Raw genomic sequence first — 22,745 nt, 5'->3', positions numbered from 1 at the left:
TCATGTCTCTGATATGCTGGTTTTCGGCCAGTACTTTGCCGCAAAAATACTGTAAGGCCCAGTCTGTGTTGTAACGCTCCAACAATTGCCTGTCACTGGTGTTGAGATAGGCCTTCAGGAACATCAGTGCAAACATTCCTTTGCCACCGAACCAGCTTGGTGCACCTCTTCCAGAGCGTTCCTCGGGAAGGCAGGAAACCAGATCATCCCAGGGGATTGAATCATGTATCTGACCAAACAATGAATTCTTGAAAAAATGATATTTTGGAGAATATCCGTCGAAATCTTTGAAAAGAGGAAGCTGTGTCATAACTTTAATTGTATTTAAGTCTGCAACCTTAAAATACAAAAAAGAAAACCCCGAAAAAAGCTAAAAACAGCCAAATTCGGGGTTTTTGTGTTATGTTTTTGTTAAGTTATTGACTGAAAATCAGTATCTTAAAGGATTCGCAAGAAGCCCTAGGTAAAAAACCATTAGTTACAGAACCGTTGTGCCTTTAGGCCTGCCTGTCCGGTAAGCAGGTACAACATATATTCCGTACCTAAAGGCACGGTAACCAACAATTAACAATTTTACCTACCCATATATAGTCCCCCGAAAGCATCGGGATCTTCGACCTAAAGGGACACTCCGGAAACCTTTGATTTTGAATACAAAAAATATCTGACCTAAAAAAAATGAACCCAACTTTGGATTTAAAACAATAAAATACGAATTACAATTTAGGCAATGTAAAACAGAATGTAGAACCTGATCCCAACGTGCTTTCAGCCCATATTTCACCTTTGTTTTTCTGAACAAGTTCTTTGGTCAGAATTAAGCCAAGCCCCGTGCCTTTTTCCTGGTGGGTACCGTTGGTGGTATGGAAATCTTTTCCAAATAGTTTTTTCAGACCTTCTTCGGAAATCCCTGTACCCTGATCTGAAACACAAACCGTGTATATATTCTCGGATTCTTTGGTGTCAACTATAATTTGATCACCTTCTCTTGTGAATTTCAAAGCATTGGTCAACAGGTTTCTGAAAACAATATCAATCATATTTTTGTCAGCTGCTACTTCAATATGCTTTTCAATATAATTTTCAATAATCTGTCCCTTATAATAACCTGAACTCAAGAGGAAGCGGATATTTTCTTCCACAAGCTGATGGAGGTTTAATCGGGATAATTGGACATTCATTCCTTTCATTTGACTTCTTGACCATATCAGGAGATTTTCCAATAGCATGGAATTATTGCCAAGATTCTGCGAAATGATGGGAAGGTATTCTTCAAATTCATTTTGACTTAGGTTTTCTTCATCAATGAGTTTGACCATCCCCCATAAAGAATCCAATGGTGCTTTGAGGTCATGGGCAAGGATTGAGAAAATCTTATCTTTTATAATGTTTAATCTATCGAGTTCAACCGTTTGGGCTTCAATCTGTTTCTGCTTTTCTTTTAATTGAATAAGGTTTTGTTTTTCCTTTTGATAATAGCGGAAGTAAATCGAAAAAACGACAAACATTGCAAACGCCAATAAAAACAGAACGATGGAAAGGTAAAACTTGAACCTGTTATTGATTTCCATCAATTCGTTTTCTCTTTGTAGGCTGGCAATCTCGTCTTTTTGCTTTTTTATGGTAAGACCTGCAAGATAATTTTTCGTTTTCACCTCACTGAGGAAGTTTCTCTCTTTTTCAAGAAGGTCTAGGTATTTTTTTGACTCGGAAGTGTTTCCCCTATCATAATAGTACCGGTAAAGCATCTGATAGATTTCTATCATAGATTCTGAATAGGGTTTTTCTTCGTGAAGAACCATGGCTTCTTTTGCAAGATCAATGGCCTTGGAATATCTATATGTCTTAAATTTTAATTCCACCAGTTTTTCCAACGCATTGATGGCTCTTATTTTATCATTGGCTATCCCGTAATCATAAAGATTCATGATGTCAGGTTCGGCATTTGCATAATCGCCCTTAGACATGAGGATATCGGCTCTGTTGAATTTTGAAACCGTTAGCTGTCTTTCATTCCCCAATTCTTCCCGGATTTTAATTGCCTTGTTGATGGTTATCAAAGCATTTTCAAGGTCACCTATTGCTGCCAGTACCAGGCTCATTCCATTATAATTGTAAGCCAAGCCTTCTAGATCTCCGATTTCCAGGAATTTTAATTCTCCTTCCTTGTAATAATTCAGTGACTCTTGAAACTGATCCTGATAAAAAAATATCTGTCCTATATTATTCAGAGAATGACCAATCTGCACCGCAATATCAGCTGCCCTACTGATACTCAAGGCTTCTTCATAGAGCTTCAGGGCGTCTTGTTGGAGATTCATGTTACGGTAATATACTCCAAGCCTATTGAGATTCTGGGCCTCAAGTTCTGTGTCACCGACTACTCTAGCCAATCTGATTGCCTCAGGATAATATTTTTGTGCTGAATCTGAATAATGAATTACCCTGACCAATTGAGAAATCAAGTCAAGTTTCTCCCTGTCTGACTTTGCTTTTTGATATTGCAAAAGAATGGTATCAGCCTTATCGGCAATAGTACTTGACCCAGAAAAGACTTGGGCAATTGATAGATGGATTAAGAAAATAAAAACAATAAATTGTTTTATTTGCTGAGAAAAATATGTTTTCAATGCGAGTTAGTTTGTTTAATTTAATCGAAAATACCCCATAGGCAGTGAAAAACAAAATTAAAATTCAATCTATTTTTGGCTTAAAATTCAAACAGCAAGTAGTCGTATTTGAAATTAAAAATTAGTGGGAGATCAATGGCGGCTTGGTGAAAAAAAAATCGTCAGTTTCTCATTCCACCAAAATGGCTTTCATTTTTGCGATTCTGTCTTCCAAAGATTCGGAGGATAATGTCGCCCGTAATCGATCTACCATGATGGGGAATGAAAAGGGCGTAAACTGTCCAGGTGATTTTAAGATGATCTGTTGCCGGTTTATTTTTTGGATGGCTTCAAGGATTTTGTTTTTTTCCATTTGCATGGTCAACACCTCATGATGGGCCTGTTTCAATAGCAGATTATCCGGATCATAATCTTCAAATACACCATACAAAATCCCTGAATTTGCCTGAAGATGTTTGAACTTAACAGGCTTGCCCGGAAAACCCTGAAAAACCAATCCAGAAATGGTAGCGACATCTCTAAATTTCCTTTTGGCCATCTCGCTTTCATTGATACAGGCAATGATGTCATCTGCCAGATTCTTTTCCGTAAATAAGTCTTCTTCCAAAAGGTCTTCTATGGGAATAGGAACATCCGAAAGCAATTCAAAACCATAATCATTCATGGCAATACTTAAACTCAGGGGATAGCTTACTGATATCCTGTAGGCAATCAGGGCACCGAGGATTTCATGGACCATTCTTCCTTCAAAAGGATAAAAAAACACATGATATCCATCTTTGGAAACGTTCTTCTCTATTAGAAGGGTACTTCTGTCGGGAACTAAAGACAACCTGTTTTGAAGTTCTAATAAGGGTGACACATACATAGCCTCTTCAGAAGCATAAATTCCATTGACGGCATCTTCCAAAATCTCCCGAATCTTGACCGAGAGTTTCGAAGTTAATGAAATGCGTCCTCCCATATAGGAAGGAGTGCTTGTTCCTTTCTTTTTTGAAAGCTGTACGATGGCACTCATTTCCCGTATGGCCACAAATTCCAGATTTCGACCAGCAAAAAAGAACCGATCTCCAGGTTTCATTTTTGAGAAATAATATTCTTCAACCATCCCAAGATAAGTGCCGTTTTTGAAGCGAACTTTCAACATGGGGTCACTGACAATAGTGCCCATGGAAAGTCTGTGACGCATGGCGGATTTTTTGTCTTTGATTCTGAATACACCCTCATTATCCGATTCAACCTTTGAAAATTCCTCATATCCACTGAGTGAACTCCCACCTTTGGTAATGAATGAAATGGTCCAATCAAATTCTTCCTGGGTCAGATTTTTAAATGAAAAGGTGTTTTTGACTACAGGAAAAATGACTTCAGGTTTAAAACCTTCACCCACTGCAAGGGTAACCAAAAACTGTATCAGGACATCAAAGGTCAATTGCGGACAATGGATATTTTCCATTTCACCTTTTTCAATGGCACTTCTCAATGCAGCCGCTTCAACTAATTCCAAAGAATGGGTCGGTACAAAATATATTTCACTTGGAAGTCCGGGTTGATGTCCCGATCTACCTGCCCTTTGGACAAATCTTGCCACACCTTTGGGACTGCCTACCTGAATCACCGCATCCACAGGCCTAAAATCCACGCCCAAATCCAAACTGGAGGTGCAGACCACACATTTTAACTTTCCCAAGTGAAGGGCATCCTCAACCCAAGTTCTTACCTGCTGATCCAGTGAACCATGGTGCATGGCTATCCATCCTGCCCAATCAGGCCTTTTTTCCATGATATGTTGATACCATATTTCGGTTTGTGCTCGGGTATTGGTAAACAATAAAAGAGATTGATGTTTTTCTATAACATCAATTACCTTGTCAATCAATTTCAAACCCAAATGACCTGACCAGGGATATTTTTCCAACTCATCAGGGAATATAGTATTCAAATGAATATTCTTCTTGATTTCGGATCGGACGATATGAACCGGGATATTTTCACCTAATAAGATTGAGGCAGCTTCTTCCAAATTTCCGATAGTAGCAGATATTCCCCAGATTCTGATGGGGTTATGCAAGAGCTTTTGGATATAACTCAAGGCCAATTGAACCTGAACGCCGCGTTTATTTCCGATCAATTCGTGCCACTCATCAATGACTATGCCTTTGAGATTTTGAAAAATCAGGGAATTGTTTTTTTGAGCAAGAAGAATATGTAGTGTTTCCGGTGTCGTAACCAGGCATTCCGGAGGATTTTTAAATTGGGATTGTCTAGTTTTGCTATCGGTATCACCATTCCGCACGGCAACTTTCCAGGGTAGCCCAATTTCATCACAGACTTCCTGCATGGCTTTTTGGATATCCTGTGCCAGTGCCCGCAAAGGCGTAACCCATATCAACTGCATTCCTGACTTTTGAGGTTTTCTCCAATCATTGGGATGATTTCGGATATAGTCAAGGATCACAGGAAACCATAAGGCAAATGTTTTTCCACTTCCTGTAGGAGCATTGAGCAGACCTGATTTGCCTGTCAGATAGTCTTTCCAAGTCTGTACTTGGAATTCAAAGGGCTTCCAACCTTTATCAGAAAAATAGTTGAAAGCAATTTCCCTTATATTATCCTCCATACATCGAAAGTAAAGCTTTTAATTCTTCCAATGTATTGGCTTCTTCAATTGGTTTATCCCTTCTCCACCGCTGTATTCTGGGAAACCTGAGTGCAATACCGGATTTGTGGCGGGGACTTTTTTGAATACCTTCAAAGGCAATTTCAAATACCAAACCGGGTTTGACCGTCCTAACCGGCCCGAATCGCTCCTTGGTATTTTGTTTCACAAACTTATCCACTTCCCGGATTTCAGCATCTGTCAGCCCGGAATATGCCTTGGCAAAGGGGATTAGATCTGTGCCCGCCCACACTGCCAAGGTATAATCGGTGTACAAATCTGCCCGGCGTCCATGGCCTTTTTGAGCATAAATCATCACACCGTCTATGGTGAGGGGTTCTGTTTTCCATTTCCACCAATCCCCTTTTTTTCTTCCTACTCCGTAAAAAGAGTTTTTGTGTTTGAGCATAAATCCCTCAGCCATCATATTTCTGGATTCAAGATGAAGCAGTTTTAAACTTTCCCAATCTTTTGAAGAAACCATTGGTGAGATAATCAATTGCTCAGAATCAACGGATTGGACGATCTGTTTTAATTTTTCTCTGCGGTCAGAGAGGATATAATTCCTTAAATCTATTCCATTATGTTCCATTACATCATAGGCTATAAAACTTACCGGAGCATTTTTCAGGATTTTAGGGGTTAGATTTTTTCTACCAATTCTGGTTTGCAAAATGGAAAAGGGTAGGGGCTTTCCATCCTGGTACCCAATGATCTCACCGTCCAAAACAGTCCCTTCCGGAAGATGCTGAGCCATTTCTTGAAGTTCAGGGAACTTTTCAGTAACAAGTTCTTCACCCCGGGACCAAATGAATATTTCATTTTTCCGGTTAATGACCTGTCCTCGGATACCGTCCCATTTCCATTCCACCTGCCACTCTTCAATTGCTCCAAGTTCTTCCAAATCCTTATCAATTGGATGAGCCAAATAAAAAGGATAGGGCCTTGACAGGTCAGCAGTTTTGCTTTTGGAAAGTATGAGTTCCTGAAAGCTGACTTTGTCAGGCTTCCAATCTCCCATTATCCTATGGGCGATTTCGGTTTTCTCCAATTGATAAGCGTCTGCAACAGCCTGTGTGATCAGGTTTTGGCTTACTCCAATCCGGAATCCTCCTGTGATGATTTTGATAAAAATAAAACGCTCTTCCTTTGTCATCACATCCCAGGCATGGAGAATCTGTTCCTTTTTCTCGGATTCCTCTTTTCCTTCCAAATCAATCAAATACCTGATCCAAAAGTCCAATGACCTCTCCATTGTTTTTGTATTTAAAGGTAAAAGAAGGGCTATGGTTTCAGCTAAATCCCCAACCGTTTGGTAGGATTCCTCAAAAAGCCAATCAGGAATATTAGCGAGTTCAGTACACCATGTTCGCAAAAGGCGGGTATTGACTTGTCTTTTTGGCCTTTTGTGGGTGAACAATGCAATGGCCCAAACTTTATCTTCATCAACTGCATTCATAAAAAAACTCTTCAATGCCTCTATTTTATCAGAAGTTTTATTGCTCTGATCCAAGCGCATGAAGAGGGATGCAAAATGCTCCATTATTTAATTGATGTGGTGAGAAATATATTTTCCTTATGTGATTTGGTTCACATTGCTGAAAACTATATTTACGTATCTTTAAAACGCTGATAACTTCTTAGAAAGTTAACCGTATTTAATTCAAAACACTATTCAAATGAAAAAGTTGGCTTTGGTATTCCTGATAGGTTTATTCCTCGTAGGATGCAATCAAGAAAAAGATGAGTTATACACTACAAATGAAATTGGTTATGACCTTTATCAAAGTTCGGATTTTGATTACTCCGGTAAGGTAACAGTTAGAGAATTGATTGGCGGTGAATTGGAGCTAAGCCTGGAACTTATAGGGAACAAAGAAGATTCTGACTATTTTTTCCCGGCACATCTTCACTTTGGAACTTATGATGACCCCAATGCTCCTATAGCTTTTTTGCTCAATCCCATTGACATCAAAACATTAAAAAGTGTTACTGTTTTAAGTCAGCTTTCATCCGGTACAAAACTGGACTTCAATGATTTTAGAAATTTTGATGGACATGTAAAGGTACATTTGGCAGATTCAGGACCTGAGTACCAAGTAATTCTCTCAGCCGGAAACATCGGCATAAATGACAACAGCCCGCAGGCTTTTAAGAAAGAAAACATGACAGTTTGTTCACCTTATTATTAAAAAAAATAACAACTACTTTAACTTATATTATAAAAAAGGCCCGATTTTGAAATCAGGCCTTTTTTATGATTTTCTTCTTACTTGTCCGTGATTTCATTTTCCATCAATTTTTTCATTCGCTCAGATAAGTCAGCTATTTCCTCATACATAACTTTCTGGTAATTGAGATGCTCTACATCAGAAAAGGGCTTCATGGCATTGTGCACATGATAAGCTCTCTGATGCTCATCATCATGGGAATGCTCAAAACCTGGAACTTCAATAATATCTTTGTCCCAGATTTTCAATTCATCTTTTAATTCGGAATAGTCAATTTCTGCGGCTTTAAGCTGTTTTTCAGTTTCCATCAAATCCTCCCTGATATCGAGTGATTTTTGAAGATATTCATTTGCTTCAGTTAATTCAGGAGTGATTTCCCTTGAAGTATTTGAAGAACATGCTACGAGAAGACTCACTGCAAATAAGGTAAGGAAGGCGTAAGTTAATTTATTCATGGATAGGTATATTTATTAGTGATAAATAAACCTAAATATAAAAAAAATGGCTACTTGAAGCACAAGTAGCCATTAATATTTGAATTAGTTTAATACTAGTGGAAAAGTTATATCCAAATCAGTTTCACCTCCTGCTTCCACAAAATTTTCGAAATTTGGATTATTCGCGCCCACAAAACTTTTGTTGAGGTCGTGACGCAGGATCAACCTGAATTGGGCATTGTTAAAAGAAGGTACGGAAGCAACAGTTACAAATCCCCGAAGTCCAATTGGATTACCATCACCATCCTCATCGTCATAGATATAAGTCAAAATAGGGGAACCTACAAAGGCTGATCCTAGGAAAAAAAACTGATGTTCGTCCGCTTCTTCCTCAATTTCTTCGGTGATGTCCTCATTTTCAATTCTGTTGAAAAGCGATAATTCCAAAAGGTAGGTTTTGCCAATTTCCAGATTAATGGTTTCTATTGTTGGATTATTTCCTAATTCAAGGCCATCAGGATCAGATGCTTGTACTTCAAATGGGGTACCTATAAAACCTTGAGCTGGATCCACTTCTGTAAACTTTAAGGTAACATCAGTAATCAATTCGCCTTCATTTTCATCTTCAGGATCATTGCTTTCACATGAAGAAAAAATCAAAACTGATGCTGACAACAAGAGTAATAAGATGTTAAAATTTAACTTTTTCATTGGTTTGCTTTTTTTGTTTTTGATTGATTTAAAACTCATAATTGAATTTGATAAGGACGTTTCTTCCCAACTCATGGGTGAAATACCTGAATCTATTCATATAATCTTTATAGACTTCATTCAATACATTATTGGCATACAAGCCCATATTCAGCTTATTTTTCCCCAAATTGACACTGGTCTGTGCACTAAGATTCCAGAGTTGATATCCAGGTGGGGCAGGGGCAAGGTCAAAGTCCGGTTCACGGTTTTGTCTTGCAACAGCTAAATTGCTGATGCTGAATTTGGTGTTGTTTTTAGAAGCAAAAGAAGTAATCTGATAGCTAACGCCAGTTTCTAACCTATCAGCAGGTATGAATGGTAAATAGGAATCTTCTATTAAGTTTTTGGCTCGGACGATAGACCCCCTTGAAAACACTTCCCAACGAGAAGAAACATTCCAGATGGCACTCAGATCAGTCCCTAAAAAATTGGCATCCGTTTGTAGGTATTCAAATACATTAAATGTCCCCCTTAGGGATACAAATTGCTCTTCAGTTGGGTTGAGGTAAATGTAATTATCAATACGATTGGCGTATGCTGTCAATTCAATGTTTAAACTATTGCCAGTATAATTCAAGGTATTCAGCCATTTGAAGGATTGCTCACTTTCAAAATCGGGATTTCCTATTTCTATGGCTGCCAGTCCATGGTGTAGGCCTTGGCTGAACTGTTCATTTATATTAGGTGGCCTCCAAGCAGAAGCTAAAGTCGAATTGAAAGTAAAGTTTTTTGAAAGTGCATACACTCCTCCAAAAAATGCTGAGAAATTATTTAATGTGAAATCTCTCTCCTGTAAATCACCCCGAATAATCCTTGCAGCTGCCACTTGCCTCGAATCAAATCTCAATCCACCTTCCAATTCCAGAGGTCCATTGGTGAATTTTTCTATGGCATAAATTCCCAGGTTGAGCATGTCAAAATTCGGGATCAAAGGAATAACGCCTGTACCGGGGATGTTAGAATTGGCTTGTTGCATGACTTGTGCACCCAATACACCATCCCAGTTTTTCCGGGTTTGATGGTTATAACTTAAATCTATAGAATTGGTAAAAAGTACCATGTCCAAGGAAGCTCTATTATTAAATTCACCTCTTCTCCGGTCAAACTCCTGTCTATGGTTCCTTTGGAATGAATATTGAAAATTCAGCTTTGATCCATCATTCAAATGATAATGGATTTTAGCTTTCACAAGTTGATGATCGACTTCTTGTTTGGGATTTTGAATATCATAGCTGAAACCCGTCTCTCTAAAGGGTCTACCATTTTCAATGATACTTTCCAAATCACTGAGATTTCCTGTATGAGAATCAGGTAAAATGCCAATAGTAGTCCTGAAATTACTGACATAGAGTTCAGTCCCCAATCTGCTGCGACTATATCCAATTGCTCCAGAAAAGTTTAGCTCCTGAACTCCTGTATTGGCAAGCATATAATCAGGAGTTTGAATATTTCCAGCGATTTTTGAGGATCCCTGAAGTCTATAACCGAGACCTTTGATTTTTTCCGATCCACCCGTAAAAGATGCCGCTCCATTTAATCCTAAACCATTTGAAAAACCTATCAGGTCAATTTCACCTTTTTTGATTGCCTTAACTGGTAATGGTGCAGGATTTACGAGAATAACACCTCCCATGGCATCAGCTCCAAACCGTACTGTTTCAGCACCTTTTACCACAGAGATCTCATTGGCTATAAATGGATCAATCTCCGGTGCATGGTCTGCCCCCCATTGCTGTCCTTCGAGCCTGACTCCATTGTTAAGAATCAAAATCCTATTACTGTGAAGTCCATGAATGACTGGTTTTTGGATGGTGGATCCTGAGGAGTAAGTGTTGACTCCGGGAATTTTTTTAAGTGATTCACCCAAACTTTGCCCCCTGGCTGATCTCAATACTTCACCATATATAGAGGAAACTGAATTGGTCGTGAGTAAGGCGTCCTGATGGCCATGAATTTCAACTCCGTCCAAGGCGATGTCTTCTGCAATCATTCTAAAAGTATAATTACTGTTGTTTGAAATTTCCAGTTTTTCAAAATAATCTTGATGGCCTAAGTATTGAATTTTGATTGTATATATTCCGGGACATAGATTGGAAAACCTAAATAACCCATTGAAGTCCGAAACTGTACCAATTTCACTTTCAATGATCCAAATGTATGCTGACTCTATTGGCTCAGTATTTTCAGCATGGATCACTTTTCCTCTAATGGTCAAGTTACAATCTTGCTGTGCCATAACCGGCATGACAAAGAAGATGAATATTAAAATTATACCAGTAATCCGCATATATGAAACAGAGTTGCAAAAATAAATACTCTGGAAAGGAATACCTAGCATTAATGCAACTTTGTTTCAAAAATAAGACATGAAATATTTCACCATCTAGATTATTTTAAAAGTTATTACAGAACATTATCAAAATTCTGCAAAACATTTAATTTTCTTACTTAAAATATGCTGGGTTTTTAATTAATTTATTTAAGTTACGTTGTTGAAAAATTAATGAAAACATATTATTAACCATTAACCATCCAAATCATGTTTAAAAATGTTTACCAAAAAATGTTGAGACCTGCAGTTTTTTCACTGCTGGCATTGGCAATTTCCGTTAGTTCCTGTCAGGATTCTGTCGAAGAGTTGAATATTCAGGATATTGATCAGGTAGCCTTAGGGCAGCAGGAAGGGATTATTCCCGGAAAATTCATTGTTGTTCTTCATGATGAAAGCCTCAGCTTTAGAAAATCTGACCGGTACGAGGATGTCCAAATTGGAATGCGAAAAACTGCTCATGAACTTGTTGCCCGATATAATATCGAAGAGGGTAAAGTGGAGAAAGTATTCGGCAATTTGTTGACAGGTTTTTCTGTTGAACTATCAAACCTTCAATTGGAAGCTCTTGAGAGAGATCCAATGGTGAAATATGTTGAGCCGGACGGTTATGTGAGTATCAGTGCCACCCAAAACAATGCTACTTGGGGATTGGATAGAATTGATCAGACTGCCTTGCCTCTTAATAGCACCTATGTTTACAATGCGACAGGTTCAGGCGTAAAGGCTTATATTATTGATACCGGAATAAAAACAGGTCATAATGAATTTGGGGGCAGAGCACTGCAGGGATATGATGCTTTTGGAGGAAATTCAGAAGATTGTAATGGACATGGCACCCATGTAGCAGGAACTGTTGGAGGTACTGTATATGGAGTTGCAAAAGGTGTAACGCTAGTTGGTATCAGAGTACTTGACTGTAATGGATCAGGATCATTTAGTGGAGTTATTGCAGGGATGGATTGGGTAGCCTCTGATGCAAATGGTCCCTCAGTAGCCAATATGTCCTTAGGAGGTGGCGCTAGTACAGCGGTCAATGACGCAGTAGAAAGAATGTTTAATGCAGGCGTACCGGTTATTGTTGCTGCTGGAAACGGGGATAGAAGAGGTAGGGAGCAGCCAGCCTGTAATTTTTCTCCAGCAGGAGCAGCTAGGGCCTACACTGTTGGCGCTACAACTACTTCTGACTCCAAGACATCTTGGTCCAATTATGGTGATTGTGTGGATATTTTTGCTCCAGGGGCTTCGATTACCGCAGCTTGGTATACAAGCAATACAGCTACCAATACCATTTCTGGAACTTCCATGGCTTCGCCTCATGTAGCTGGAGTTGCAGCACTTTATCTGCAAACCAATACTACAGCTTCAAGTCAGGCGGTATATAATTTCCTTACTGAAACATCCATAAAAAATATTGTTTCAAATTCCAGAACGACTAACAATCACATGTTGTATTCATTAGGAGAAAGTTCGGGAGGTACAGATCCACAACCTGAAGATCCTACCAATCCAGATCCAGAAGAGCCAACTGATCCTGGTGCTTTTAGTTTGACCGGAGAGGCAAGTAAGGTACAAGGAAGATGGCGATCAGATTTATCTTGGTCAGGAGCAACAACTGCCCAGGTTGATATTTATAGAGATGGTACCAAAATCGCAACTGTCAATAATTCAACTTCCGGATCAAATTCATACACTGATCAGACCAACAATAAAGGTGGTGGTTCTTTGACTTATCAAGTATGTGAAGCAGGATCAAATACCTGTTCGAGTACTGTTACGCTGAATTTCTAGTTTTAAAAATTAACTCATTTTAAAGATTAAAGGCCATTCTGAAATTTCAGATTGGCCTTTTTTTATGCATCTCCTTTAGTTCATACAAAATAGATTCGAGCCCGTTGAGTCTGATCTCATAAAGGGTATGGAGCCACATCCCCAATTTCCCATCCGGGAAACCCTTACCATGCATCCAAACCAAATAATGCTCAGGTATATCACAGAGGAGCCTTCCTTTGTATTTTCCAAAGGGCATTGTTTTGGTCACTAAATCCAATAAAATCTGCTTATCCATTGATTGTTGATTAGATTTGAGCTTAATTTTACTGAAGCGATATTAGCAGGATTTATTGAATAAGCAGGTCTATGCTTGTCTTTTATTATATAATTCAAATAATCCAAAACCTAATAACTTGATCATGAAAACATTAATTCTTTCTTTTTTGATTTTTATAAACTTCTCAACGGGTACGATTGCCCAAGAACTTCAAGGAAGTTGGAAAGGAACGCTAGAGGTGATGGGGCAAAAGTTGCCATTGATATTTCATTTTGATTTGGACGGGGAGGAATGGAAAGGAACAATGGATAGCCCAAATCAAGGGGCAAAAGGAATTCCCTTAAGTAAGGTTTTGTACAATGGTTTAATGCTCAATTTTGAATTGGCCGTTGGGGGAATTAGCTATGAAGGATTGTTTGTAGATGAAAATATAAAAGGCACATTCAAACAAAGTGGCATGTCTTTTCCTCTTGACCTGACAAAAGACATCAATGAGAACAATCAAAACAAACAGGTCAATAGGCCTCAACATCCTAAACCTCCATTTGAATATTTAGAAATTCCAATTGCTTTCAAAAATGAAAAGGGAGGGATTCAATTGAATGGTTTGATTACCAAACCCCATGGAGAAGGTCCTTTTCCTGCTGTCGTTTTGGTGACCGGTTCGGGACCGCAGGATAGAAACTCAGAAATTTTTGGCCATCAACCATTTTTGGTCATAGCAGATTACCTGACCAATCAGGGAATTGTCGTTTTACGATATGATGAAAGGGGAGTAGGCGAGTCTGAAGGCCAATTTTCCTCTGCAACTTCTTTGGACTTTAAAGATGATGCTTTATTTGCCTTGGAATATTTAAGGAGTCAATCATTCGTGGATAACCAAAAAGTGGGAGTGATCGGGCATAGTGAAGGAGGATTGATTGCCTGGCTGATAGGGGCAGAAAGAAGTAAAGTTGATTTTCTGGTTGCATTGGCACCACCTGTTGTTCCAATACCTGATTTGATGCTCAAGCAAACTGAAGATATTTCAAGATCCTCCGGTTCTCCACAGGAATTGGTAAGCCAACAGGTATCGATTAATAGAAAGTTTTATAATCTGATTACTACCAGTAAAAGTAGTGATGAGGCTTTGTCCGGAATACCTGACTTAGTGGATGAAATTATGAGTGGATATGGGCTCGAAAAAGAAATTTTGGAACAACAAGCCAATTCGTTGAGTTCTACTTTTGAAAAAAGCATCAATCCCTGGTTTTATAATTTCATCAAAACCAATCCTGAAGAATATATTTCCAAAATCAATGTCCCGACATTTGCGGGTTTTGGAGGGAAAGATTTACAAGTCAATGCCTCACAGAATGGTAATAGGCTAGTCGAACTTTTTCAATTGAGGTCAGATTTATTGGAATTAAAAGTTTACCCTGAACTAAACCACCTTTTCCAAAAAGCCAATACAGGAGCAGTTTCTGAATACGAAAAGATTGAGGAGACCTTTAACTTAGAGGTTCTTCAGGATATAGCATTCTTTATCAACGGGATTTCAGGAATTTAAAATTCATTTCTTTCGTTCAAAATATGAGATTATATAAATAAATTAGTGAAAAATCAAAAAATAAATAGACTGCCTTATGAAATCGATCAAATTTAGTAATGGTGATTCAATGCCAATAATTGGCCTAGGAACTTGGAAATCCAAACCGGGGGAAGTTTACCAAGCGGTCCTCTGGGCAATAGAATCAGGTTACCGTCATATTGATTGTGCAGCTATCTATGACAATGAAAATGAAGTGGGAAATGCGCTTCAATTTGCCTTTAAAAGTGGATTGGTAAGCAGAAATGAAATGTTTATTACCTCCAAGCTCTGGAATAGCAATCACCGCTTGGAAGATGTTCAACCTGCCCTAAAAAAGACACTCAAAGATCTTAAATTGGATTATTTGGATCTTTACCTGGTTCATTGGCCGATAAGTTTCAAGAAAGGTATAGGATTTGCCCAAAACAGAGAAGACTTTTTTACCTACAATGATGTCCCTTTATCCCAAACTTGGGAGGGCATGGAAGATTGCAAAAGTAAAGGACTGACAAAACACATTGGTGTATCCAATTTTAATATTTCCAAATTGGAAGAAATTTCAAGAACCGGAAGTCAAGGGCCTGAAATGAATCAGGTGGAAATGCACCCTCTCAATCCACAGCATAAATTGGTTGAATATTGTAGATCAAAGGGCATTCACATGACTGCTTATTCTCCGCTCGGATCCGGGGATAGGTCTGCATCTGTCAAAAAGTCTGATGAACCAAGTTTATTTGAAAATCCGGTAGTGGTGGAATTGGCAGATAAGTATCAAGTCAGTGCCGCACAGATTTTGATTGCTTACTCTATTCATAGGGACATTGTTGTCATTCCCAAATCTGTGAATGAAGGAAGAATTAAACAAAATCTGGCTGCGGAAGAAATTCAATTTGATAAAGAAGATTTTGAAAAATTAGAGAAAATTGATTTGAGATATCGATTCATTGATGGATCTTTTTTTACAGGTTCAAAGAGTCCTTATACGCAGCAGGATCTTTGGGAAAATGATATCAGCTAATGATTCAGAAGTTAAAAAAATTAACGGTTTTTCAAATAATCAAGGACAGCTTTAAGGATTTCTTCTCAGGGGAATCAATGGGACTGGCAGCTGGAACTGCATTTTATACTATTTTTAGTTTGCCTGCATTATTGATCATTATTCTAAATATAGGAACAACCTTATATTCAGAAACAGAGATCAAAAATGAAATCTTGCAGCAAATTGAAGAATTGGCAGGAGAGGAAAGCAGATCTACTTTGGAAAATATTCTGGACAATTTTAACAAGGAATCCAATGGTGTTATCTCAAATTTTGTAGCTTTTTTGATTCTTGCGTTCAGTGCCACTACGGTATTTGTTAGCCTTCAAAACGCCATCAATCACATTTGGCATATCAAGCCCAAGCCGGAAAAGGGGATAATTAAATTTATTGTCAACCGACTGTTAAGTTTTTCTTTGGTTGCATCTATCGGGTTTATTCTTTTGGTATCACTTATATTGGATGCTGTACTGGTAATTGTTAATAATTACTTTATCGAAAATGTGATGGATTTGCCGATCAACATGATTACAATTGCAAATTTTGTGCTCTCACAGATTATTTTAGTTGTTGTTTTTGCATTGATGTACAAGATACTTCCCGATGCAAAGGTGAGGTGGAAAGATACTTGGATAGGGGCTATTATAACCATGGTGCTATTTGGTGTTGGGAAGTACTTAATTGGTATTTACATGGGAAACAGTGATTTGGGGTCGTCCTATGGGGCGGCAGGTTCTTTGGTGATTTTACTGATTTGGGTTTATTATTCTTTGATAATTTTCTTATTTGGTGCACAAATCACCTATTACATCGCAGAACATTTAGGCGGTGGTATTAGCCCGAAAGACCAAGCTATCAAAGTTCAAATGAGGGAGATTGAAGATTGAAATGTTGCTGAAGTTTGATTACCCTAACTGCCAAAAGGTAAGGAATTACCGGGTGTTTTAGTTTTCAAGCAGGAATTAAATTCAATTACTGTTTTTCTGAAATCATTTCGTCCATTCATGTCAAGAAACATTAAGTTTCATCTAAAATTCTACTGACTAAATTCTTCCACTCTTCATTCAGGCTTAAATCAGGCCTTGATTCTCCTGATCTTTTATACCAATAATCAGCGTTCCATAAGTCTCCTTCTTTTCGGTGGAGGTAGGCATGAACTCTCGCTGATAATTGATCAGAGGGACCATCTGCCAGGTCATGTGCTTTTTTCCAATCCCCTTTGCCGTCGTGCCACAAGGCTTCTAATTGGGATGATATACCCTTAGGAGGATTTTTGTCTTTTAAAGACGCTATAAATTGACCAAGTTTCATAAAATATTATAATTAGTAAAGTTTCAGCCAGCCTTTTTGCGACAGTTGTTTACTGACAAAGCAGCGTGTAACCATGTTTGCATATTATGTATTCAGTAAATGATACAAGTTATATATAATTCTATATAATTTCTTTCTTGGGTATTTTTTCAATCTTGCAAGTTAAATTTATTGCTATGAATTATAATTTTTCGACTTTACAAAACACTGATATTGAAATGCTAAAAGAAAAAATAATCCCAAAGGAACCTAAATCCAAATATATACCCTCCTCCGAATTCTACAGTCAAATAATTGATAGCCTTCAGGATTATTCTGTTTTTACTCTTGATAAAGATTTAAAAATCAATAGTTGGAATTCGGGTTCCAAAAATATTTTCGGCTGGGAAACCGATGAAATTATAGGAGAGAGTTTTGGCATCATATTTACAAAAGAAGATTTAGAAATGGGTATTGAAAATCAAGAAATTCAAATCGCACTTTCCAAAGGAAGGGCTACAGATGATCGCTGGCATGTAAAGAAAGATAATAGTAGATTTTTTGCTCATGGATTGGTTTTTCCTCATAAAGATGAAAATGGAGAAATAATAGGATTTGTCAAAATCTTGAGAGACCTGACTGAGATGAAGAAATCTGAAAAGGTTATCGAAACTTACATCAAAGACCTAGAAGAACTCAATACCCACAAAGAAAGTGTACTTTCCATCATCTCGCATGACCTTCGGACCCCATTGACGGGAATAATTGGTTTGGCGATGCACCTAAAGGAAAATATCAAAGAAATGAGTGAAGAAGAGCTTGATGAAATGCTTGAACTTCTGCTCAAAACTTCCCGAGAAGAATTGGCAATGTTGGATTATCTTGTCGATTGGGCAAGGGTCAAATATGCCAATGAGGCCTTTACACCTCAAAAGATCTCCTTGACTAATTTTGTTCAAAAAGTATTTGATCGAATGAAAGAAACAGCACAGTTGAAAAACATTAACCTTGTTCAGCAAATAGATGAAAATGAAACTGTATTTGCAGATCAGAAAATGTTGCTTTCTGTTTTTCAAAACCTGATTTCCAATGCGATCAAGCATACTGATTCAGGAGGAGAAGTCAAGATATCTACTAGTAGGAATGAAAAAGAACTTGTTGTTCAGGTCAAAGATTCAGGTAAAGGCATGTCTAAAAAGATTTTAGAAAAACTTTTCAAACCACAGTTGAGAGCATTATCGAATCCGATGAAAAAGAATAAAGGTGCTGGTATAGGATTACTTCTATCGAAAGGCTTTTTAGAAAGAAATGGTGGGAAAATATGGGTTGAAAGTGTCGAAGGTGGAGGCTCTTCGTTCTTTTTTACGCTACCCATCAGCAAACCTATCAATGGACATTTAGTTTCTGATGGTGTTGAAACTTCTTCGTTGGGAAAAAATTCCAATATCTAAAGGCCTTCACACAGATCTGAAATCTCATTTAAAAAGGATATCCGATTCCAATATTGAAAACAGTCTGTCCTCGATCGCCTAAGAAGCTTTTGAAGAAATTGCCTAATATAAATCTTTCTCCAAGTGGTCTTGCGGGGTCCACGGCTTTGACACCCATATCTAATCTTAGGACAAGAAAATCAAAATCCATCCTTAATCCCAATCCAGTCCCGACGGCTATTTCTTTGTAAAATCTATTGAATTCAAAATTTGCTCCGGGCCTTGTAGGATCTTCATTGAAAGTCCAACTGTTTCCAAGGTCTATGAAAAATGCACCATCAAAATATCCATATATTTTTGATCTGAATTCAAACATTCCTTCGAACAAAATATCACCAGGCTGTTCAAATCTATAATCAAAAGAGCCATCTTCAAAGGTATTAGGGGTGAAGGAACCTGGTCCTAGCCGTCTTGGTTGCCAAGCCCGAATTCCGGTGCTTCCTCCAGCAAAGAAATATTTTTCATAAGGCAAAATCCCATTGCTCACACCATAAGGCTTGGCCATACCAAGATTGAGCCGGTAAGCAAATGTCTGCTGTCTCGTAATCGGAACATATCGTCTAAAATCTGCTTGAAACTTGAGAAACTGGAAATATGCAAGACTTCTTGCCTCGACAAAATCCGTATTGACAAAGTTCAAGGTTGTGCCACCACTTTCCAGAAACAGCCTGAATAAAGAAGCCCTGTTTCTTTGAAATGCGCCATACTGGTTAAAGTTGAAAATCACTTGCCCAGAAATACTACTTACATAGGAGGGTAAAAATGAATTGATCAGGTTGTTTCCTTGGTCTTGAAGTCCTTCCAATAATATCCTGAATTCATCACTGAGGCTGGAGCGAATGAAATTGGCATCAAGGACATTAAGCGTATATTGCTGCTTCAGGTTTCTGGTGTTCCAGTTGTAGCTAATTACACCATTGACACTTTCTCGGATATATTCTGGCCTGTTAACATAATTGTAGCCGATCAGGGTCCTAGTTCTAGGGTTATATCTTCCGAATCTTTCAAGGGAATTAATGCTTAAGGGGAGCAAAAACTGCGGAAATATGATGGAAGCGGAAGTATTGAGTTCGCGGCTTCGAAAAACTCCTCCTTCACCTGTCGCTGATACCACACCTTCCAAACCCGCTCTGAAAAAGAACTCAAAAATCTCGGACCCACGGAAAAGATTTCTGTTTCTGAGAGAATGGCTGAAAAATGGTCCTGGAACCTGTTCTGTAATACTGGCACCCACTTGATTGGTGATTTGGTATTTTTGATTGGGTTGGGTATAGATTCTTGGCCTAAGGATGTTCCCAATGGTATCAAAGGCAATATTGACAAATCTAAAGAGGTCAAGGTTGGCCAGTTGTCTTTGGGTCTCAATGACGTCAGTTCTGTTGTAAAGGTCTCCTTTTGACATGAAAATCCGGGAAGAAATTATTTTTTCAGAGTATTTATCCTCATAAACTTCAAAGTTGATATCCTGATAAATATGCTTACTTCCTGAGTCAATAAATTCATTTGATGGAGGATCAATGGAAAAATAAATTGAATCAAGGGTATATACCTGATGGTTATCTGCATACACAGGTTTTCGGATCACCTGTTCAACATTGACTGTTTTTTCTACAGTATCCTTATAAATGTTGTATTCAATATAAGACCTAGAAAAAGTGTAGTACCCATTTTCTTTTAAAAGATCTTCAACCCGTTGCCTTTCTTTGGATATGTTGCTTTGTTCATAGATCCGAGAGGATTTGATATTTGTGTTGGCATTATTTTTCAACAAAAGATCATAAATGTCATCGTCATCAGATCTTGTGTAAAATGTATCAATAATATAGGGCTCATTTTCAATTATATAATAAGTGATTTTAGCTTTCTTTTTTGATTTGGTAACCTCATAGTCGGTCTCAGCATCAAAGAATCCATTGTTGAACAAATAAAATTCCATTTGTTTACTGCTTTCCGCTGTAATGGCACTGTCATAAATGACTCTTGGATTTCCTGTTCTCATGTAAAAATTACCAAACTCCAACTTTTTTTCAATCGCAGCTATATTGGTATTGAGTTTATTGAGTCTTTTAATCTGATTTCTATCCAGCTTATTTTCTTCATCGATTTCGATCAGGTTTCTCCTTTCTTCCTCCAAATTCGCCTTCCTATTGAGATGCTTGGTACTGTCGAAAGTCCATTCTCCAAAGCGGTAAAGTGAAACTCCCACAGAAGTATTGATTAAAGGGATTCTGGTGTTTGGATTTTGCCGGATTAGGTTTTGCAGGGATGATTTATCACTTCTCTTTACACCGCTTAAATTGACATCATAAACCAAATACTGACCTTCTTTAAGCCCTTTGGTCAAAGAACAGCCTGAAATAAAAATAAGCAGAAAGAGAAAGTTTATATATTTGGCTTTATTCACTATTTGGCAATTAACCGAATGTTAAGCAAAAATACGCTTAAGTTTATTAAATCCTTGCACCAGAAAAAATTCCGGAAACAGGAAAACGCTTTTTTTGTGGAAGGTGGCAAAAATGTAACGGAATTACTGGCTTCAAATTTTCAGGTCAGCCATCTTTTGTTTACATCTAAATTTGCTGATGAAAACCAATCTGTCATCAATAAGTTTACTGGGGAAGCTATTGAAGTAAATCAAAAAACATTGGAGTCCTTAGGTTCTTTCCAAACCAATGATTCCGCTTTGGCAGTTGCTTCCATTAAATCCAACGAACGAATTGAATTGAGTTCAAATGATTGGGCTATTGCCCTTGATGATGTCAGAGATCCTGGAAATTTAGGGACAATTATCAGGATTTCAGATTGGTATGGGATCAATAATATCATCCTTTCCAACGAGTCAGCTGATTTTTACAATCCAAAAGTCCTACATGCAAGCATGGGCAGTTTTACACGGGTCAATATATTTTATACAGATCTCAAGCCTTATTTAATGGCATCAAAACTTCCTGTTTATGGTGCTTTTCTGGAAGGCGAAAATATTTACAAACAAGGTTTTGGGAAGTCGGGTATCATTTTGATGGGCAATGAATCAAAAGGAATTTCTGACAATCTGGAAAAATTAGTCAACCAGAAAATCACGATTCCAAGATTTGGTAATGCTGAATCACTCAATGTAGCAGTGGCCACAGCTATCATCTGTGACAATGTCAGGAGGCAGTCTTTTTTGAATTCCCAAAACCCACAATAAATCATGTCCAAGTTTAAAGATACACTGAAAAGGGCCGGACTGAATACATTTTTCTTTTTGTTGGTGGGGATGATTTTTTTGGCAAAATTCTTTCCGGAGTGGGGGACATCAGAAAGTCCTTTACCGCTAAAAACCATAACAGGAGCAGGTATTTCTTTTATATTCTTTTTTTATGGCGTCAAGCTTAGCCCACAAAAGTTGAAAGAAGGTCTTTCCAATTGGAAATTACATCTCTTGGTCCAATCGACTACATTTTTGATTTTTCCTTTGATTATCTTAATCCTGTATACCATTTGGGGCAGTGAGGAAAGTTATCTTTGGATAGGAACCTTCTATTTGGCTGCTTTGCCTTCAACTGTTTCTTCCTCAGTGGTCATGGTCAGTATTGCAGGAGGTAATCTTCCTGCGGCGATTTTCAATGCCAGTATCTCCAGCATGGTAGGGATATTTATCACGCCACTTTGGATGGATTTGATATTGCCTGAATCAGCCGTTGGATTTGACCTGACGGATACTTTTATCAAACTGAGCCTCCAAATTTTGTTTCCTGTTATCATTGGATTATTTGTACATCCCTATCTGATAAAGTTTGTAAATAAATATCAGGCTGCTCTCAAAAACTTTGATCAGGCCATTATTTTATTGATTGTTTTCACCGCTTTTGCTGAATCTTTTGCTGAGAACATGTTTGAGGGGCAAAGTGCAGGTGAATTGATTTGGCTTGGAATATTGATGTTGGGTTTTTTCTTTTTGATGATGGGCTTGATGTACGTGGTTTCAAGGTTTTTCAATTTTTCCAGAGAAGACATGATCACTTTGGTTTTCTGTGGAAGTAAAAAATCCCTTGTCCAAGGTGCAGTAATGGGAAGGGTAATGTTTCCTGACCCTGTTATCTTCGGAGTCATTCTTTTACCGCTAATGGTTTATCATTCTCTTCAGTTGATGGCAGGATCAGCCATTGCGCAGAAGTTGGGGGAGGGGAAGACGCCTGTCCGCCGCCCTGGCGGATGAGATTTGAGAACCCAAAGATAAGAAACAGAAGCCAAGAGACGAGATGAGTTAGGGTTAAACCTTTGG

General features: G+C 38.1%; 18 protein-coding genes. 8 read left to right on the top strand and 10 right to left on the bottom strand.

The annotated features are described in order from the left end of the window. From HMJ38_RS22390 to HMJ38_RS22375, 4 genes are all read right to left on the bottom strand, one after another. Nucleotides 1–310, bottom strand: a 310-nt coding sequence (locus tag HMJ38_RS22390) for a transposase (protein ID WP_228779986.1), incomplete at its 3' end; no start/stop codon positions are given. Between the two features lie 406 nt (nucleotides 311–716). Next, nucleotides 717–2,630: a sensor histidine kinase gene (locus HMJ38_RS22385; RefSeq protein ID WP_194976677.1), complete on the bottom strand. Its 1,914-nt coding sequence runs from the start codon at nucleotides 2,628–2,630 to the stop codon at nucleotides 717–719. A gap of 169 nt (nucleotides 2,631–2,799) precedes the next feature. Then, on the bottom strand, nucleotides 2,800–5,250 hold the full coding sequence (locus tag HMJ38_RS22380; RefSeq protein WP_194976676.1) for a ligase-associated DNA damage response DEXH box helicase: 2,451 nt from the start codon (nucleotides 5,248–5,250) through the stop codon (nucleotides 2,800–2,802). Further along, nucleotides 5,240–6,832 (bottom strand): ATP-dependent DNA ligase, encoded by a 1,593-nt coding sequence (locus HMJ38_RS22375; protein ID WP_194976675.1) that lies wholly within the window; start codon nucleotides 6,830–6,832, stop codon nucleotides 5,240–5,242. Before HMJ38_RS22375 ends, HMJ38_RS22380 begins: the two co-directional genes overlap by 11 nt. 136 nt (nucleotides 6,833–6,968) lie before the next feature. Here HMJ38_RS22375 and HMJ38_RS22370 point away from each other — a divergent pair, with 136 nt between their 5' ends. After that, nucleotides 6,969–7,481 carry a hypothetical protein gene (locus HMJ38_RS22370; protein ID WP_194976674.1) on the top strand — a complete coding sequence of 171 codons (513 nt, stop codon included), beginning with the start codon at nucleotides 6,969–6,971 and terminating at the stop codon, nucleotides 7,479–7,481. A gap of 77 nt (nucleotides 7,482–7,558) precedes the next feature. Here the strand turns inward: HMJ38_RS22370 and HMJ38_RS22365 are convergent, their stop codons facing one another. The 3 genes from HMJ38_RS22365 to HMJ38_RS22355 all read right to left on the bottom strand — a co-directional run bounded on the left by HMJ38_RS22365 (nucleotide 7,559) and on the right by HMJ38_RS22355 (nucleotide 10,946). Next, nucleotides 7,559–7,975 (bottom strand): hypothetical protein, encoded by a 417-nt coding sequence (locus HMJ38_RS22365; RefSeq protein ID WP_194976673.1) that lies wholly within the window; start codon nucleotides 7,973–7,975, stop codon nucleotides 7,559–7,561. A gap of 84 nt (nucleotides 7,976–8,059) precedes the next feature. Then, the gene (locus HMJ38_RS22360; RefSeq protein WP_194976672.1) at nucleotides 8,060–8,668 is read right to left on the bottom strand and encodes a hypothetical protein; all 609 of its coding nucleotides are present in this window, start codon (nucleotides 8,666–8,668) and stop codon (nucleotides 8,060–8,062) included. Nucleotides 8,669–8,696: 28 nt separating this feature from the next. Further along, the gene (locus tag HMJ38_RS22355; protein ID WP_228780212.1) at nucleotides 8,697–10,946 is read right to left on the bottom strand and encodes a TonB-dependent receptor; all 2,250 of its coding nucleotides are present in this window, start codon (nucleotides 10,944–10,946) and stop codon (nucleotides 8,697–8,699) included. A 303-nt stretch (nucleotides 10,947–11,249) separates the two neighbouring features. Here HMJ38_RS22355 and HMJ38_RS22350 point away from each other — a divergent pair, with 303 nt between their 5' ends. Next, on the top strand, nucleotides 11,250–12,830 hold the full coding sequence (locus tag HMJ38_RS22350) for a S8 family peptidase (RefSeq protein WP_194976670.1): 1,581 nt from the start codon (nucleotides 11,250–11,252) through the stop codon (nucleotides 12,828–12,830). 46 nt (nucleotides 12,831–12,876) lie between these two features. Here the strand turns inward: HMJ38_RS22350 and HMJ38_RS22345 are convergent, their stop codons facing one another. Continuing rightward, nucleotides 12,877–13,107 (bottom strand): DUF3820 family protein, encoded by a 231-nt coding sequence (locus HMJ38_RS22345; RefSeq protein WP_194976669.1) that lies wholly within the window; start codon nucleotides 13,105–13,107, stop codon nucleotides 12,877–12,879. Between the two features lie 124 nt (nucleotides 13,108–13,231). Here HMJ38_RS22345 and HMJ38_RS22340 point away from each other — a divergent pair, with 124 nt between their 5' ends. The 3 genes from HMJ38_RS22340 to HMJ38_RS22330 all read left to right on the top strand — a co-directional run bounded on the left by HMJ38_RS22340 (nucleotide 13,232) and on the right by HMJ38_RS22330 (nucleotide 16,585). Continuing rightward, complete coding sequence (locus HMJ38_RS22340) at nucleotides 13,232–14,638, top strand: alpha/beta hydrolase family protein (protein WP_194976668.1); 1,407 nt, start codon at nucleotides 13,232–13,234, stop codon at nucleotides 14,636–14,638. A 76-nt stretch (nucleotides 14,639–14,714) separates the two neighbouring features. Then, entirely contained in the window at nucleotides 14,715–15,677 is a 963-nt protein-coding gene (locus HMJ38_RS22335) for an aldo/keto reductase (protein WP_194976667.1), read from the top strand. Then, nucleotides 15,677–16,585 (top strand): YihY/virulence factor BrkB family protein, encoded by a 909-nt coding sequence (locus HMJ38_RS22330; protein WP_194976666.1) that lies wholly within the window; start codon nucleotides 15,677–15,679, stop codon nucleotides 16,583–16,585. The genes HMJ38_RS22335 and HMJ38_RS22330 overlap by 1 nt, the downstream gene beginning before the upstream one ends. Before the next feature lie 130 nt (nucleotides 16,586–16,715). Here the strand turns inward: HMJ38_RS22330 and HMJ38_RS22325 are convergent, their stop codons facing one another. Then, nucleotides 16,716–17,009 (bottom strand): hypothetical protein, encoded by a 294-nt coding sequence (locus tag HMJ38_RS22325; protein WP_194976665.1) that lies wholly within the window; start codon nucleotides 17,007–17,009, stop codon nucleotides 16,716–16,718. Between the two features lie 176 nt (nucleotides 17,010–17,185). On the opposite strand from HMJ38_RS22325, the gene HMJ38_RS22320 reads away from it, so the two are divergent. Beyond that, entirely contained in the window at nucleotides 17,186–18,439 is a 1,254-nt protein-coding gene (locus HMJ38_RS22320) for a PAS domain-containing sensor histidine kinase (RefSeq protein WP_194976664.1), read from the top strand. A gap of 28 nt (nucleotides 18,440–18,467) precedes the next feature. Here HMJ38_RS22320 and tamL read toward each other — a convergent pair whose 3' ends face one another. Continuing rightward, nucleotides 18,468–20,882 carry a translocation and assembly module lipoprotein TamL gene (gene tamL, locus HMJ38_RS22315; protein ID WP_194976663.1) on the bottom strand — a complete coding sequence of 805 codons (2,415 nt, stop codon included), beginning with the start codon at nucleotides 20,880–20,882 and terminating at the stop codon, nucleotides 18,468–18,470. Between the two features lie 18 nt (nucleotides 20,883–20,900). Between tamL and HMJ38_RS22310 the strand changes: the two genes are divergently transcribed. Both HMJ38_RS22310 and HMJ38_RS22305 read left to right on the top strand, forming a co-directional pair. After that, nucleotides 20,901–21,668, top strand: coding sequence for a TrmH family RNA methyltransferase (locus HMJ38_RS22310; RefSeq protein WP_194976662.1), 768 nt, complete (start codon nucleotides 20,901–20,903; stop codon nucleotides 21,666–21,668). A gap of 3 nt (nucleotides 21,669–21,671) precedes the next feature. Then, entirely contained in the window at nucleotides 21,672–22,679 is a 1,008-nt protein-coding gene (locus HMJ38_RS22305) for a bile acid:sodium symporter family protein (protein ID WP_194976661.1), read from the top strand. Nucleotides 22,680–22,745 lie beyond the last annotated feature (66 nt).

It is taken from the genome of Aquiflexum lacus (genome assembly GCF_015476655.1).
Lineage (GTDB): Bacteria > Bacteroidota > Bacteroidia > Cytophagales > Cyclobacteriaceae > Aquiflexum > Aquiflexum lacus.
Note: the sequence above shows the minus strand (reverse complement) of the source record. Positions and strands in the feature narration are given on the sequence as shown.

Coding starts and splice junctions, on each gene's coding strand:
- HMJ38_RS22360 (WP_194976672.1), bottom strand. CDS start 8,668: ATGAAAAAGTTAAATTTTAACATCTTATTACTCTTGTTGTCAGCATCA.
- HMJ38_RS22335 (WP_194976667.1), top strand. CDS start 14,715: ATGAAATCGATCAAATTTAGTAATGGTGATTCAATGCCAATAATTGGC.
- HMJ38_RS22310 (WP_194976662.1), top strand. CDS start 20,901: ATGTTAAGCAAAAATACGCTTAAGTTTATTAAATCCTTGCACCAGAAA.
- HMJ38_RS22355 (WP_228780212.1), bottom strand. CDS start 10,946: ATGGCACAGCAAGATTGTAACTTGACCATTAGAGGAAAAGTGATCCAT.
- HMJ38_RS22370 (WP_194976674.1), top strand. CDS start 6,969: ATGAAAAAGTTGGCTTTGGTATTCCTGATAGGTTTATTCCTCGTAGGA.
- HMJ38_RS22340 (WP_194976668.1), top strand. CDS start 13,232: ATGAAAACATTAATTCTTTCTTTTTTGATTTTTATAAACTTCTCAACG.
- HMJ38_RS22305 (WP_194976661.1), top strand. CDS start 21,672: ATGTCCAAGTTTAAAGATACACTGAAAAGGGCCGGACTGAATACATTT.
- HMJ38_RS22345 (WP_194976669.1), bottom strand. CDS start 13,107: ATGGATAAGCAGATTTTATTGGATTTAGTGACCAAAACAATGCCCTTT.
- HMJ38_RS22330 (WP_194976666.1), top strand. CDS start 15,677: ATGATTCAGAAGTTAAAAAAATTAACGGTTTTTCAAATAATCAAGGAC.
- HMJ38_RS22380 (WP_194976676.1), bottom strand. CDS start 5,250: ATGGAGGATAATATAAGGGAAATTGCTTTCAACTATTTTTCTGATAAA.
- HMJ38_RS22365 (WP_194976673.1), bottom strand. CDS start 7,975: ATGAATAAATTAACTTACGCCTTCCTTACCTTATTTGCAGTGAGTCTT.
- HMJ38_RS22325 (WP_194976665.1), bottom strand. CDS start 17,009: ATGAAACTTGGTCAATTTATAGCGTCTTTAAAAGACAAAAATCCTCCT.
- HMJ38_RS22350 (WP_194976670.1), top strand. CDS start 11,250: ATGTTTAAAAATGTTTACCAAAAAATGTTGAGACCTGCAGTTTTTTCA.
- HMJ38_RS22320 (WP_194976664.1), top strand. CDS start 17,186: ATGAATTATAATTTTTCGACTTTACAAAACACTGATATTGAAATGCTA.
- HMJ38_RS22375 (WP_194976675.1), bottom strand. CDS start 6,832: ATGGAGCATTTTGCATCCCTCTTCATGCGCTTGGATCAGAGCAATAAA.